This window comes from Halomonas cupida, from assembly GCF_900142755.1.
Taxonomy (GTDB): Bacteria; Pseudomonadota; Gammaproteobacteria; order Pseudomonadales; family Halomonadaceae; genus Halomonas; species Halomonas cupida.
The window spans coordinates 200,167-215,126 of the sequence record NZ_FRCA01000008.1; the positions used below are offsets into that span (position 1 = coordinate 200,167).

General features: G+C 59.9%; 13 protein-coding genes. 4 read left to right on the plus strand and 9 right to left on the minus strand.

Going from position 1 to position 14,960, the window contains the following annotated elements; all coding sequences use genetic code 11:
* Positions 1-120: 120 nt before the first annotated feature.
* The 3 genes from BUE38_RS15120 to BUE38_RS15130 all read right to left on the minus strand — a co-directional run bounded on the left by BUE38_RS15120 (position 121) and on the right by BUE38_RS15130 (position 3,023).
* Positions 121-834, minus strand: coding sequence for a GntR family transcriptional regulator (locus tag BUE38_RS15120; protein ID WP_073436071.1), 714 nt, complete (start codon positions 832-834; stop codon positions 121-123).
* Between the two features lie 130 nt (positions 835-964).
* Positions 965-1,951, minus strand: coding sequence for a Bug family tripartite tricarboxylate transporter substrate binding protein (locus BUE38_RS15125; RefSeq protein ID WP_073436072.1), 987 nt, complete (start codon positions 1,949-1,951; stop codon positions 965-967).
* A gap of 172 nt (positions 1,952-2,123) precedes the next feature.
* Positions 2,124-3,023, minus strand: coding sequence for a LysR family transcriptional regulator (locus BUE38_RS15130; protein ID WP_073436073.1), 900 nt, complete (start codon positions 3,021-3,023; stop codon positions 2,124-2,126).
* Positions 3,024-3,183: 160 nt separating this feature from the next.
* Here BUE38_RS15130 and BUE38_RS15135 point away from each other — a divergent pair, with 160 nt between their 5' ends.
* Together BUE38_RS15135 and BUE38_RS15140 are read left to right on the plus strand one after the other, a co-directional pair.
* The gene (locus BUE38_RS15135) at positions 3,184-4,212 is read left to right on the plus strand and encodes a hydroxyacid dehydrogenase (RefSeq protein WP_073436074.1); all 1,029 of its coding nucleotides are present in this window, start codon (positions 3,184-3,186) and stop codon (positions 4,210-4,212) included.
* Positions 4,209-4,898: an RraA family protein gene (locus BUE38_RS15140; RefSeq protein ID WP_073436075.1), complete on the plus strand. Its 690-nt coding sequence runs from the start codon at positions 4,209-4,211 to the stop codon at positions 4,896-4,898. The genes BUE38_RS15135 and BUE38_RS15140 overlap by 4 nt, the downstream gene beginning before the upstream one ends.
* A 41-nt stretch (positions 4,899-4,939) precedes the next feature.
* On the opposite strand, the gene yddG is transcribed toward BUE38_RS15140, so the two are convergent.
* The 6 genes from yddG to BUE38_RS15170 form a co-directional block, all read right to left on the minus strand.
* A complete protein-coding gene (yddG, locus tag BUE38_RS15145; RefSeq protein WP_073436076.1) occupies positions 4,940-5,860 on the minus strand; it encodes an aromatic amino acid exporter YddG in 921 nt (306 codons plus the stop codon).
* 62 nt (positions 5,861-5,922) lie between these two features.
* Entirely contained in the window at positions 5,923-6,678 is a 756-nt protein-coding gene (locus BUE38_RS15150; protein ID WP_073436131.1) for a helix-turn-helix domain-containing protein, read from the minus strand.
* A 422-nt stretch (positions 6,679-7,100) separates the two neighbouring features.
* Positions 7,101-8,009 carry a LysR family transcriptional regulator gene (locus tag BUE38_RS15155; protein WP_073436077.1) on the minus strand — a complete coding sequence of 303 codons (909 nt, stop codon included), beginning with the start codon at positions 8,007-8,009 and terminating at the stop codon, positions 7,101-7,103.
* Positions 8,010-8,013: 4 nt separating this feature from the next.
* Positions 8,014-8,259: a hypothetical protein gene (locus BUE38_RS15160; RefSeq protein ID WP_073436078.1), complete on the minus strand. Its 246-nt coding sequence runs from the start codon at positions 8,257-8,259 to the stop codon at positions 8,014-8,016.
* A 129-nt stretch (positions 8,260-8,388) separates the two neighbouring features.
* On the minus strand, positions 8,389-9,162 hold the full coding sequence (locus tag BUE38_RS15165; protein WP_073436079.1) for an SDR family oxidoreductase: 774 nt from the start codon (positions 9,160-9,162) through the stop codon (positions 8,389-8,391).
* Positions 9,163-9,303: 141 nt separating this feature from the next.
* Entirely contained in the window at positions 9,304-11,766 is a 2,463-nt protein-coding gene (locus BUE38_RS15170; protein WP_073436080.1) for a glucose/quinate/shikimate family membrane-bound PQQ-dependent dehydrogenase, read from the minus strand.
* 276 nt (positions 11,767-12,042) lie between these two features.
* Here BUE38_RS15170 and BUE38_RS15175 point away from each other — a divergent pair, with 276 nt between their 5' ends.
* Both BUE38_RS15175 and BUE38_RS15180 read left to right on the plus strand, forming a co-directional pair.
* Complete coding sequence (locus tag BUE38_RS15175) at positions 12,043-12,663, plus strand: glutathione S-transferase family protein (RefSeq protein ID WP_073436081.1); 621 nt, start codon at positions 12,043-12,045, stop codon at positions 12,661-12,663.
* 260 nt (positions 12,664-12,923) lie between these two features.
* Complete coding sequence (locus BUE38_RS15180; protein WP_073436082.1) at positions 12,924-14,771, plus strand: monovalent cation:proton antiporter-2 (CPA2) family protein; 1,848 nt, start codon at positions 12,924-12,926, stop codon at positions 14,769-14,771.
* The last annotated feature ends 189 nt before the right edge of the window (positions 14,772-14,960 follow it).

Sequence of the window (14,960 nt, forward strand, 5' to 3'; positions counted from 1 at the left end):
TTATCGAGTTTTAGTTTTCCATTTCAGATAGATAATGGCCGGGAATTAATTAGTGTGCTGAAGCACTATCGAGACTAATGGCGTAGAAGATATCGCTGTTTCCAGTACAGGGTGACCTGGTCACCCTTCCCGGGTAGCCTCCAGCTCAAGCTCCGCATCCAACCGCTCCAGCCGTTTGACATTGGCCTCGATGGCTTCCTTGCGGATCCGCCCGAGCTGCCGGATATCGCGTTGCTTGATGGCCTCCAGTGACTGGTCGAGCTCGTTGGCCACCGATTCGACCTCACTACGCCAATCCATGCGCGGTACCATTGACAGCCAGATCCGAGATATCTGGAAATACAGCTGCATCAGAATCTCGCGGGCGCGATCATTCTCGATGATGCCGGCATGCTCGTGCTGCAGCGCCAGGTGGAGCCTGCCCAGAGTCTCGAGATCCGGCGATTCCATCAACGGCTCACACTGCTGGCGCAGCGCCCGATAACCCTCCTCGATCTTCCACCACTGCGGAGCAGGTGATAAACGGTCCAGCTGCTCCTCGAGAATCATTCGGATGACGTAGACATCCTTGAGCGAGGCAAAGTCGAAACTGGTCACCACGGTCTGCATTCCCTGGCGACGCTCGGCCAGGTGTTCGAGCTCCAGTCTCAACAACGAACGTCGAATCGGCGTACGGCTGACACCAAACTCGGCGGCCAGCTCGGACTCACTGAGCTTGGCGCCAGGCTGGTAGTGCAGCAGACAGATTCGATCGCGGAGGGTGACATAGATTTCCTCGGTACGGCGTTGCGCCGCACCAAGCCGTTCCCAACGTTGCCTTGAATCATGCACCATGCTTGTCACCGGGTTGGACGTCGATCATGGACACGAACATAGCATATGCCAGAGCGTGCATGCTTCTCCGACATCCGGTCATGGCACTGAGGCACGCCTGACCCCCGTCGGTCATGGCGTACCAAACCGGTTACTGTTCCAGCAGACCGATTTCCGCCGAAAGCTCACGCATGATACGGACCTGGTCACTGACGAACGCCGTGAACTCGTCGCCACTGAGATGGAACTTCATCAGCCCCGAGTCGACCATGCGCTGCTGCCACTCTTCACTGACATACAGGGTATCCATCGCGTCAATCCAGTACTGCCGCGCCTCGTCGGAAATATCGCCGGGCATGTAGAAGCCACGCCAGTTGGCTCCGGTAACGTCGTATCCCTGCTCGCTGGCGGTGGGTATATCTGCGTACTCGCCCTCGAGACGCTCCGGTGCGAGCACTGCCAGTACCTTGAGGTCACCGGACTCTAGAAAGCCTGCAGCTTCAGTGAGATCACCGGAATAGGCCACCACATGGCCCCCCATGATCTGGGTGATAGAACTGCCGCCACCGGTGCTGGCCAGCCAGGTGATCTGGTTGAGCGGCTCGACGCCCGCCTCGCGGGCCAGCAGCAGCACCTTGAGATGATCCCAACCACCCACACCACTGCCGCCAGTGAAGGTAACGGACTTGGGGTTGTCGACCATCGCATCCATCAGTTGCTGCAGCGAGTCATATTCACTGTCGCTGGATACCGCAATCACCCCATAGTCACTGCCCAGCGCGCGGATCCAGGTGACATCCTCTTCGCTGCCCGGGTAGCGACCAAGGGCAAGTTGGCTGGCGGTAGCGGTGGACGTCGCCACCAGCAGTGAGTTGTCGCCCTGACGTTTGCTCAATACATGGGAGAAGCCAACCGCACCGGAAGCTCCCGGCATGTTGATGGTCTGCACCGAGCGTGGGACCAGATCCAGGTCGGAGAGCACTTCACCGACACTGCGACAGGTGAAATCCCAGCCACCACCCGGCGTGCTGGGGGCGATGCACTCCACCTTGTTGCCTGGCGCATAGGCATGCACCTGCGCTGTCATGGTCAGCCCGGCAACGCAGGCCATCATCAAGGTCAGTCGCGAGTCGTTCATTGTCATTCTCCGCTCTGCATTCTGTGCACTGACCACGACCTGCGGCAGGCACCCACACCGACAGGCTATCGGCGGCTACCTACAGAGCATCCTGCACTCGAGAGGAATTTGACATTCGACCTTAATGTTAACCTAAGAGGACAAATATTAACGAAAAGATTACTTATAGCTATCAATCACCACGATACAGCTGTTTACCACGGTCCTTCAGCAAGGTCATCAGACTCAGGCAAGCGGGGGAAAGATAACCGTCATGCCGCGTCATAATGCCGAAATGGCGGTGCAGCGTGGTTTCCCGGAAGGACAGCTCAACGAGGGAATCACTGAACGGTGGACTATGCAGGTTGCGCCGCGACAGGAAACTCAGGAGATGAGTACTGGCGATCAGGCGTGGCATCAATGCCAGCGAACTGACCTCGATCTGCGCCCTGGGCGATGGCAAGCCATGATCAGCAAAGGTCTGCTCCAGCCAGCGGCGGGTCGCCATATTGCCACTGGGCAGAATCCACTGATAGTCGTTCAGTTGCTCCAGTGTCGGGACACTACGCGCCAGCGGATGATCACGACTGGCCACTACCACCACCTCATCCTCGACGATCGGTATGCAGTCAAAATCCTCTCCTGCCACCACCGGGCTGAGTACGATATCCAGCTCATCACGCAACAGCCCCTCGCGCAGCACATCGCTCATGCCTACTGTCAATGACAGCGTGACCCCTGGCGCCTGCTCGAGCAGCTCACTGAGCGCGTTGGGTAGCAGAAACTCGGTCAGGGTCGCCGCCACGCCCAGGCGAATGTGCCCCTGCACGCCCTCCGCATACTCGCCGATCTCGCGTTTTGCCTCGTCGATGTGCTGCAGAATCAGCTTACAGCGCCGGGCCATGACTTCGCCGATCGGTGTCAGTACCACCTGGCGTCCCTTGCGCTCGAACAGGCGGGCATGCAGCTGCTCCTCCAGCCGCCCGATACATTTGGTCAATGCCGGCTGGGAAATATGTAGACGCTCGGCGGCCCGGCGCATGCTGGAGTACCTGACGATGGCCGAGAAGTAGCGTAGATCACGCTCGTTCATTGATTACCTTTATTCATCACTTTTATTTATCAAACATGGATAAAAAGAAAATAGTATTACCGCACAGCGCACGTCAATAATGGCGTCATCCACGCCGCCTGTCCGCCGATTCAGGACGCTGACAGCGCAGCTTACCCAGCACCTGCCTGTCGAGGCCGCCATGCCCTATACCGTACTCGTCACCGCTCCAGGCCTGGCTCCAGCCGGACTCGACCTTCTGCATCAGCGTCAGTGTGAAGTGCTGTTCCTCAAAGACATCAGCGACACTGCGAGCCTGGCGCGCATGCTGGAGTGTCACCCGGTGGACGCGGTCATCTCCAGAACCATGACACTCAACGCCGCTATGATCGCCAGTTGCCCCACTCTCAAGGTGATCTCCAAGCACGGCGTAGGCATCAGCAACATTGATCTCGCGGCGGCGGCGCGGCATCAGGTGGCGGTGTTTTCCACGCCCGGCGCCAACAGTCAGGCGGTTGCCGAGTTCAGCCTCGGGCTGATGCTGGCCTGCGCTCGACACCTGGCGCGCTTCGATCGCCATGTGCGTGCCGGTCGCTGGCAGCGTGACGGGGATGGCATGGAGCTCAGCGGACGCACCCTGGGGCTGGTCGGACTGGGGCAGATTGCCCGCCGTGTTGCCCGCGTCGCCGCGGCGCTGGGTATGCGCGTGCTCGCTGTGGACCCCATGGTAACGTCAGAGCAGGCTTCCGCCTTCGGCGTCAGCCTGCAACCCGACCTGGATACTCTGCTGCCGCAATGCGATCTGCTCAGCCTGCACTGCCCGGCCCAGCTCGGTGCCCCGCCCTTGCTGGATGCCCGACGTCTGGCGCAACTGCCGCCGGGCGCTGTGATCATCAATACCGCCCGCGGCGAGCTGATCGACGAACAGGCGCTGGCTGAAGCGCTGCGCAACGGCCACATTGCCGCCGCTGGCCTCGATACCTTCGCCAGTGAACCCCTTGCCGAGTCCAGTCCACTGCGACAACTCGACAACGTCTTGCTCACTCCCCACGTCGCGGGTTCCACCCCCGAGGCACTGGCCCAGATGGCCAGAGGCGCCGTCGACAATGCCTTGACCTGGCTGGACTCCCTTGATGGCCAGCACCCGGTCAGCCCCGAACGCCTGGCGGCACTCAGCCGTTGCCGCTGCGACTTGCCCGCTACCGACTCCAGTGAGGTTACCTCTCGATGAAGACCCGCTCATGGCCACCAGGCTTTGCCGTCCGGCCACGCCCCGAATCACTGCCGCAAGCCCTGGTGCAGCAGTTCCGCACGGTGCCCAGCGCACATGCCGCTGACTGCATGGGCAGACTGAGCGGCGCCATCGGGCTGAAGGCCTATCACGGCGATCCGACGCTGACCCTATGTGGAATGGCCATTACCGTACGCGTCCGACCAGGCGATAACCTGTTGATCCACAAGGCCATGCTGATGGCTCAACCCGGTGATGTCATCGTCATCGATGGGGCGGGAGACCTCACCCAGGCCCTGGTAGGAGGCTTGATGCGCACCACCGCCATGGCGCGCCAGTTGGGAGGCTTCGTGATCAATGGTGTCATTCGTGATCTCAACGAATGGGCCGAAGGTGGAACCGCCATCTACGCGCTGGGCCATACCCCACGAGGCCCCAGCAAGACCGGGCCGGGTGAGGTCAATGTGCCGATCTGCTGCGCGGGCATGTCGGTCCAGCCCGGTGACCTGATTCTCGGCGATGCCGATGGTGTGGTCAGTATCCCCCGTCAGCGGCTGTCCTCGCTGCTGGACGAGACTCACCAGCATGCCGCCCGCGAGGAGCGCATCCGTCAGGTCAACGCGGCCAGGGGAGGTGACGAGGAGCGGATCGATGATCTGCTGCGCGCGCTCGGCTGCCCGGTGTAGACACAAGGCACTGATGTTGATTACCAGGTTGACTACCGGGGTTACTTCAACCTACCCCGACGCCTCCCGATCCAGCCGCTGCCGATCAACATCCCCAGCGTAATCAGTACTGCTGCCCCCGCCAGCCAGATCGATGGCGAGGCATAGCCCGCAGCGATCAACACCAGCGTCGACAGCAGTGGTGTGAAGTAGGACAGCAGTCCCAGCAGGCGCAGGTCACCCTGCTTCACGCCAATGTCCCAGGTAAAGAAGGCACTGCCCACTGGTCCAAGGCCGAGACCGATGACTCCCAGCCAGCCTATACCCTCGGGCCAGTGGGTCTGTTCGACCAGCAGGTGGCATATCGCAGCCAGAACAGCGGTCACCAGACAGAAGCCACCAACGGCGGCGGTAGGAACGCCGCTGTTGGCCCGCGACAGCACGGAATAGCCGCTCCACAGAAAGGCACAGGCGAAGGCCGCGGCATAACCCACCAGGCTGCCGCCGGCATCGACATCCCCACCGATCAACATCGCGGCGCCACCCAGTCCGAGCAGGCTGCCGATAACGTGAATGGCGCGCAGGCGCTCTCCCGGCAACAGTGCCACGAACAGTACAATCAATAGCGGCCACAGATAGCTGATCAAGCCGGCATTGGCCGGTGGTGCATTCTGCTGGGCCACGAAATAGAGGGCGTGGTAGCCGAACAGCCCGATCACCCCCAATGCCCAGACCGGGAAAGGCTGCCGCATCGCGGCGAAGGGAGACTCTCCCTTGCAGATCAGCCAGATAACGAAACAGACGAACGCAATGGCAAAGGCCATGGCGGTCAGTTGAAAGGGCGGCACCGGGCCACTCACTTGTGTCAATACCGCGAGCAGCGCCCAGTTGGCGACGGTCGTCGCGCCGATCAGAGTGGCTCTGGTACGCTGCCGTTCAGCAGGTATGCGGGGTGACGGTCTGGAACGGGAAGTCGAGGACATGCGGAAGACGATTCCTTCGGTTCAATCGTTCCAGTCTGAAGCAAACTCCACACCCAGACTTGTCAATTCCTGACCTGTTGCCGACGCCACTCCCGCGGCGAGCAGCCCTGCTCCTGTCGAAAGGCACGGGAGAAATGCGCGGCGTCATGAAAACCACAGTGCAGTGCAATCTCGGTTAGAGCCGCCGAGGAAGATTCCAGCATCAGGCGACGCGCTTCGCTCAGTCGCTCTCTCTTGAGCCACTGATGTGGTGAAAGCCCCGTCAAGGCCCGAAACTGTCTGGCGAAAGCTGCCTCGGAAAGATGGCAGAGCCCCGCCATTTCGGCGACCTGCCAACGCCTGCCGGGCTCGCGTCGTAGAGAAGGCAACAAACGAAGCAGGCTCAGCCTTGGCCTCGACAATCTGGCCGCCGAATGCTCTCCGAGATAACGAGTCACCTGCTCCAGCCAGTCGACAGCGATGTTCGGATGCTGGTGCAGCTTCGACGCCTGTCGGCACAGCACCTCGGGAAGCTGCCAGCCACCACTCCGGGATGCATCACACGATGTATCGAACAAGGCCGCCAGATCCAGCGCCTCACACCAGTCGACCGGCAGGTCGAGGACCAGGATACGATTGTCCGCAGGCGCCAGATAGTGATGCCAGCTACCACTGGCCACCGGCGCCACGATGCCCTCACTGACCCTCACCGGGCGCCCGCCGACTTCCAGCTCCACCATTCCGACCTGACCAAGCAGCAGCTGAAAACTGTGCCGATCCGACAGAGGGCGATCAGGGTAATCACGTACTTCAATCACTGGGGCTGAGCTACAAGTCATCGTGCCATCACCTGAAATCATTCCCACTCCTCGAATCCATGCACATTCGAGAGTATGGTGTCACCCACAGCAAACAAAAGCCGTTGACAGACGCAAGAAACTCTCATTTATTGACCCGACAAGCATCTGTGTTGGGTTGGTTGCGGCACAGAAAAGTACCGCCGTCGGCCACAAGACCGACGAGAGCCCGCGCCACATCAATCGATATGGGCACCCGTCGTACATCGACATCGTCGCCCAGCAGCACTCTCCCATTCTGCAGGAGGCCCAGCATGACCAACAACAGCAAGAGCGTCATCAAGCGCGTATACGTTCCCACCCATGTCAGGCAGCTACCCAATGGTGATCGAGTCACCGTCCCCGGCCATTACCGCACACCTTCGCCGGATTGACAGAGCCTCCGTACTTGCCTGGCACCGCGGTTATCCCGACAGTTGTGGTGCCAGTAACTCCCCCAGCCACTCGATGAAGGCATCGATCCGCGATGTCCGGTGGCGCCGATGCGGGTAGACAACTGATACAGGCATGGGAGGCGCACGCCATTCATGCAGCACTTCAATCAGAGTGCTCTGTTCCAGCAGGTCTTCAACATCGAAGCGCGGCACCTGGATGATTCCCAATCCGGCCTCACAGCAGGCGATATAGCTCTCGGCATTGTTCACCTGAACACGGCTGGGTAGGCTTATCTGCCGGGGTTCGTCATTCTCGATCAAATCGAAAATCTGATCACGTCCATTGGACGATGAGCCATACCCCACCAGTTGGTGATGCCCATTGCACAGTACCGCCAGATCCGGCAGGCCACCGACCCGTTCGAGATAGCCGGGACTAGCACAGTTGACCATAACGGCCTCCCCCAGCCGTCTGACTACCAGGCTGGAATCACTGAGTGTGCCGAAGCGCAGTGCACAATCAATCCCTTCCGCCACCAGATCCACATGTCGATCCGAGCTCCCCAACACCACATCCAGCCGCGGATGCCGGTGCAGCAACTGCGGTAGCGCCGGTGCCAACATACGCCGCGCCACACGACTTGGCACGTCAATCGATAGGCGGCCAGCAATGGCATCGTGACGCTCACGAAACATCACCTCGAGGTTTTCACAATCCATGATGAGTGCCTGGGCACGCGGCAACAGCAACAGCCCGTCCGGTGTCAGTTGCACACGTCGGGTGGTGCGATGAAACAACCGCACTCCCAGCACCGATTCCAGCTGCTGTATCGCCAGGGAGACCGTGGCTCGCGGGCACTCCAACACATCGGCGGCGCGGGTAAAACTCCCCATTTCCGCCACCTGAATAAAGGCGCGCAATTGATCCGTTCGATCCATGACCTCAGCTCGTCCGGCCTGCCACCTTCCACCACCCGAATCCCACCGGGATAGCAAACAGGAAGGCATGCACCAGTAGTTCTTCTCCCAGTGCGTATCCATGAGACAGGCCGACACTCAGGTTCCAGGCGCAAACCAGCAGCCACACCAGCGAGAACCCCCACATGGCGGCATACCGTCCCCCCGGCGCCAGATAACGCATCAGCCTCACCACCAGCAGGCCAATGACAATGATCAGCAGGCTTCGCATCGGTATTCCCTCCCCTTGTCAGCCAGCATCAGCATAGCCAGCAAGCCATCGCCACGCCTGGCACCATGAATCGCAAGACCCGGCGGGTGCCAGGCCTCACAGAAAAGACTTCCGGTCAGACCGGGGTCGTCACTTGGTGGTATAGCCACCATTGGTCAGAATCGTCTGGCCGGTCATCCACCAGCCATCGGTGACCAGGTGGCGCAGCAACGGTACGACGTCCTCGATATCGGTCAGCCCGGTCCTGCTCCAGGCTGACAGAGCCGCCGCGCTCTTGTGGAAAGCCACCGCATCGTCACCCTCCTGACCATAGAAGAACGGTGTATCCATGGGTCCAGGCCCTACCGCGGTTACCGAAATTCCGCGCTCTCCGAACTCTTTGGCCGCCGCGCGGGTGAAATGCTCCACTGGTGCCTTGCCTCCAGCATAGGTGGAGTAGAAGGGAGTGAAGGCCCCAAGGAGAGACGTGACCATGGTGACCACCTTGCCGTGGTCCTCCAGAACACGACCGGCCTCCTTGAGGAAGAAGAAGGCACTTTTGGAATTGATCGCGAACATGGTGTCGTATTCGTCCTCGCTGGTTTCCAGCATCGGCTTCTTGAGCACCATACCGACCGTATTGACGGCAATGTCTACTTTTCCGAATCGCGCACGCACGTCATCGAACAATTGAGTGGCATTGGCCGCAGCGGTCAGGTCTGCCTGAAACAGCTCGCACTCGGCCCCCAGTGCCTTGACCTCGTCTCGAGTGGATTCAGCGGCAGCCCGTGTGGCTTCGCTGTTGTAATGCACTGCGATCGCCCGTGCTCCATTACGCGCCAGATCACGCGCCAGCAAGCCGCCAAGGTTCTTGGCACCACCAGCAATAAGCACGACCTTGTCGTTGAGACTGTGATCTACCATGGAAACGCCTCCTGAAACCGAAAATGTTAATCAAGTGAAGCGTTATCCAGCCTGGCAGATACATTACCGACGAATCATTCGCCCTGACTGGAATCATTATCCAGCCAAGGCAAACAATCTGCGATGATTATGCAGAATCAATCACGCCTCAGGCAGCGCGTAGGCAATCACATAGTCGCCCATGCGAGTACCAAAGGTACCGTGCCCCCCCGCAGTGACCACCAGATACTGGCGACCATCCTGGCCCTGATAGGTCATCGGCGTCGCCTGGCCACCTGCCGGCAGGCGTGACTTCCACAGTTCCTCGCCGGTCGTGATGTCGTAACCACGGATGTACTGATCCAGAGTGCCGCTGAGGAAGGTAACGCCACCCGCCGTAGTCACCGGTCCGCCAAGCGCGGGCACTCCAACCTTGAGCGGCAACGGAATATTGAACGGCATGCTGTCACGAGTCGTTCCGTTACGATGCCGCCAGACAACATCCGGCCCATCCTGAGCAGCCAGATCGACACCTGCCACATCGCCCCAGGGCGGAGCCTGGCAGGGGATGCCCAGCACCGACAGCAGCGGCCCCATTTCCACCGCATAGGGGGCCCCTTCGTTGGGTTGCAGCCCTTGCTCACTGGCCGACCCCTCACCCTCGGCCACCTGATCCCGCGGGATCATCCGCGACACGAAAGCCAGATAGTTGGGCGAGGTGAAGATCGCCTGACGAACCGGATCGACGGCAATGCCGCTCCAGTTGAAGACACCGACGTTACCCGGGTAAACGATACTGCCCTGCAGAGATGGTGGCGTGTACTGTCCCTCGTAACGCAGCGATTTGAACTTGATACGGCACAGCATCTGATCCACCGGTGTGCCGCCCCACATGTCCCGCCCCGTCAGCGGCGGCGGCAGCAGGTTTAGCTGCGAACGCGGTTGTGTCGGTGCTGTCCAGTCTCCCTCCACCGCGCCCTGAGGCGCCGGAACTTCATCGATCGGCACCACTTCCTCGCCGGTCTCACGATTGAGCACATAGAGACTGCCTTGCTTGGTCGGCTGAATGACCGCAGGTACCATCTGCCCATCGACGTTGAGGTCAATCAATACCGGCTGCGCCGGTGAGTCCATGTCCCACAGGTCGTGATGGACAAACTGGTAGGCCCACTCGACATTCCCCGTCGCAAGGTCCAGTGCCACCAACCCAGCACTGTAGCGTTCGTCATCCTCACTGCGATCAGCCCCCCACTGGTCCGGAGTTGCATTGCCCATCGGCAGATACACCAACCCCAGATCCTCATCGACACTGAACGGTGCCCAGACATTGGGCGAGTTGCGCGTATAGATCTCACCCTCGCTCAGCGGTGTGGTACTGGTCGGATTACCGCTGTCCCAGTTCCACACCAGCTTTCCGCTGCGAACGTCGAAGGCGCGAATCACACCGGAGGGCTCATCCACAGAGCTGTTGTCGGTGACATGGCCACCAAGGATCACCAGATTCTCGGTGACCACCGCTGGTGAGGTGGAGTAGTAACCTCCCGGCACGATCGGCCCCATATTGCGAGTCAGGTCAATCTCGCCATCTTCACCGAAAGTGGTGCAGCGCTCACCGGTATCGGCATTGAGTGCAATCAGGCGTGCATCGGCGGTAGGCAGGAAGATACGGCGCGGGCACATGACATCCGTCTCGCTGACCATCGGTGCCGCATCGCCCTCATGACTGGATGCAGATTCCGCCGCATCGATGATATTGCCCTCGGCATCGGGTGCAGCCTCGATACCATTCTCGCCATAGGACGCCACATCGTAGTAGGTAACGCCACGACAGGTCATGTGTGCCCAGAGCGAGAAGTCCTCCGCCCCCATGGTGCTGACCTCGGGATCGAAGGACCATACGGTCTCACCCGTCTGCGGGTCCAGTGCCATAGCCCGGCTGTGCGAAGTGCAGATATACAGCAGATCGTTGACCTTTAGCGGCGTATTCTGGTTGGTGATCTCCGGTGGCGAATCGGGTTGTGCGGTATCACCGGTCTGGATACGCCAGACCTCTTCCAGTTGAGAGATGTTCTGCGGCGTGATCTGCTCGAGTGCCGAATAATGGGTCCCGGCATTGGTCCCGCCATAGGCGACCCAGTCTTCCGCGGCCACCTGAGCCGGATTCAGCGCCACAGCGGGAGCCTGGCCCGCGATCTCGCCTTCCAGGTCACCAGTTTCGAGAACCTGCGTGGCCACCGCCACACCAAGTGCTGCCAACACCGCCAGAGACAGAATGGCGACGCCACCACGACTGGCACCGCGACTCCACCAGGGCAACAGCATGATCAGGCCGATGGCACACAACAGCGCCACTCGGGGCACCAGCTGCCACCAATCGAAACCGACTTCCCACACTGCCCATAGGGTCGTGCCCAGCAGGACCAGGCCAAAAAGCCCCAATGCCCCGTGGCGCCTCGCCATCATGGTCGCCCCGGACAGCGTGAGCCCGGCTCCAGCCAACAGGTAATAAGCCGAACCACCGCTCATCAGTAGATAGCCGCCACCTCCCATCAAGCTGAGACCCAGCAGCAGTATCAGAAGGCCCAGTAACCGCGCCGGCCACTTGCTTGCACGTTTTCGATCCATCGTCAGTCCCCTCGCTCTCCCTGCTCGAGTACCGAACCGCCCCTACCGGGGAAAGCCGATGCCGATACTCTGACAGGCACATGTGATTCAGCAGTTGTACAGGAAGGATAGGAGTTTGCAGGACAGTGTGCGAAAGGCAATCATGCGTTTCATAACACCGACAGGTACAGTCAGCGCGGCCTTCAAAAAGCTACGCTGAAACGCTATGGAAGCTTTCCACCACGCAGCAACGTGGCAAACTGTCGACATCCATGTATAGCTTTTCAGGATATGCCGATGAACCTTTACGGAGATTCCCGCTCCGGTAACTGCTACAAGATCAAGCTGCTCGCCGCACTGCTTGATATCCGCCTGGTCTGGATCGGTATCGATATCCTCGCTGGCGATACCCACAACGACGACTTCCTTGGCCGCAATCCCAACGGAAAGATTCCGCTGCTCGAATTGGATGACGGTCAGTTTCTCGCCGAATCCAACGCCATTCTCAACTATCTCGCCGAGGGTACCGACTGGCTGCCGAGCGACCGCCTTGCTCGTGCCCAGGTGCTGCAATGGCAGTTCTTCGAACAGTACAGTCACGAGCCCTATATCGCCGTGGCACGCTTCATATCTCTGTACCTCGGACTGCCTGAGGACCGGCGCGCAGAGTATGAGTCCAGAAAAGCCGGTGGTTATCGGGCACTGGACGTCATGGAACGGCAGCTCAGTCAATCCCGTTGGCTGGTCGGCGACAGTCCCACCATCGCCGACATCTCACTCTACGCCTACACCCATGTGGCGCATGAAGGGGGCTTCGAGCTCGAGAATTATCCCGCTATCCGTGCCTGGCTGGCCCGCATCAGCAGTCTGCCGGGCCATGTCCCTATCGGTGATGACAGCCTGTCTCACCCTCAATAGCCTGCCTCACCCTGAAATAACCTGACGCCTCTCGCCCCGGTGAGCTCAGCTCGTCATCGTCGACGGGTGTCAACCAGCGCTCGCCGAAGAGAGGCCACGTCTCCGTCCCGATAGCGCTTCCCTCCTCCCCGGAAACCCCGCGCGAGCACCATGGTACTCACCACTGTGCTGTATCCGTTGTATATCAGCGATGATTGATCCCTGAATGCTGCGCTGCGGTAACATGGCTGCAATCACTGTTCCATGGATGGAGCTTTCGAATGACGTCGCTGCTGTTTCTCGCCTTGATCTTTCTGCTGGCTGCGGTGCTGATTGTGCCGATTCTCAAGCGCCTGGGGCTTGGCGAGGTGCTCGGTTACCTGGTGGCCGGACTGGTCATTGGTCCCTCCGCGCTGGGCCTGGTACGCGATGCCGAGGCGGTTCTACACTTCGCCGAGATCGGCATCGTGTTTCTGTTGTTCATCATTGGCCTGGAGTTGAAACCCGCGCGCCTGCGCCTGATGCGCAAGGCCGTGTTTGGCTTCGGTAGTCTGCAGATGCTGGTGACCTGGCTGCTGTTGGTGCTCGGCTGTCGATGGTGGCTGGGGTTGTCGATACCAGCCACCATTGTAGTGAGCTTCTGCCTTGCACTGTGTTCAACACCGCTGGTACTGCACATTCTTGGCGAGCGCCGTGAACTCAACACTCGCCATGGACGCCTGGCCTTTGCCATGCTGCTGTTCCAGGACATTGCCACCATTCCGTTGCTGGCCGCCATCCCGTTCCTTGCCGATGATGCGCTGCTGGCAGCCGGGTGGGAGCCGTTACTCGACAGGATACTGATTGCAACATGTGCCCTGATCGGCCTGATTGCAGGGGCACGTTACCTGTTGCGTCCGTTGTTTCGCCTGGCCACCGGTAGCCGTGAAGTATTCGCCGGGGCCTCACTGCTGGTAGTGATCGGCGCTGCGCTGTTGATGCATCTGGCTGGCCTTTCCATGGCCCTTGGAGCTTTTGTTGCCGGCATCATGCTGTCGGATACCGAGTACCGGCACACCATCGAAGCCGATATAGAGCCCTTCCGCGGCCTGCTGCTGGGACTGTTCTTCATGGCCATCGGCATGACCGCCAAGGTCGAATTGCTGTTCCAGTCGCCAGCTCTGGTGCTCGGCCTCACGGCCGCCCTACTGATCACCAAGATGGTCTGCATGCTGATCGCCGGACGCCTGTTTCGTGCCAGTTGGGCGGATTCGTTCAATCTCGCCATGCTGCTGCCACAAGGCGGTGAATTCGGCTTCGTGGTGCTGACAGCGGCAGGTGCCTCTGCGCTGATCGATCAGGCCACGATTGAACTGCTGGTGCTGGTCATCTCGCTGTCGATGGCCGCAACACCAGTGGTATTTCTCACCTACGTGAGATGGTTGCAACCACTGCTGAGCCCCACCAACTCCGCCTCCAGCGACCGCGAGTTCGATACGCCCGACAACAGTTCACCACGTGTGATCATTGTGGGCTTCGGGCGTTTTGGTCAGATTGTGGGCCGGGTTCTGCAGGGGCTGAAGATTCCCTATACCGTGCTCGACAACGATGCCGATCGTGTTGTGGTGGTACGGCGCTACGGCAATGACGTCTATTACGGTGACGCCACTCGACCGGAACTGCTCGAAGCGGCCGGTGCCGGGCACGCACAGCTGCTGGTACTGGCCGTCAGCGATATCGAGAGCTCCATGCGTATCATCGAACAGGCACAGAAGCACTTCCCTCATCTACGCATCTTCGCTCGGGCCCGTAATCGTCATCAGGCACAGCTATTGAAGAATGCCGGCATCCACTATTTTCAGCGCGAGCTGCTGCCCGCCAGCCTCGAGACAAGCCGTGAGGTACTGGTCGAGTTAGGCATCACACGTGACAAGGCTCAACATGCCGTGGATATCTTTCGCCCCCACGATGAACAGCTGATGTCTCGTCAACTGGAGGCTTCCAACAACCAGAAGCAATTGATCCAGACAGTGCAGGAAGCCTACGCCGAGCTGGAACGGGTCTATGCCGCTGACGAGGATATCGTCGCAGAACTGGAGAGAGTCATGAGGTCAGGCCATCACCAGGCATCAGACAACCAGCTGGGGTGAGACCTACCGACACGAAATAGACATGCTGCATGTCTCCTGCGAGGTGCAGTACGCTATTGGCATGGCAACCAAATAGCTCATCCTGATCCATTGGATTGTCGACGGCACTTCCCTGGGCTGCGATTAACCCAATACAAGAGCTTGCCGGTTCAATAATATAGCGACGACAACTGTTCCACGGCTGGAGCT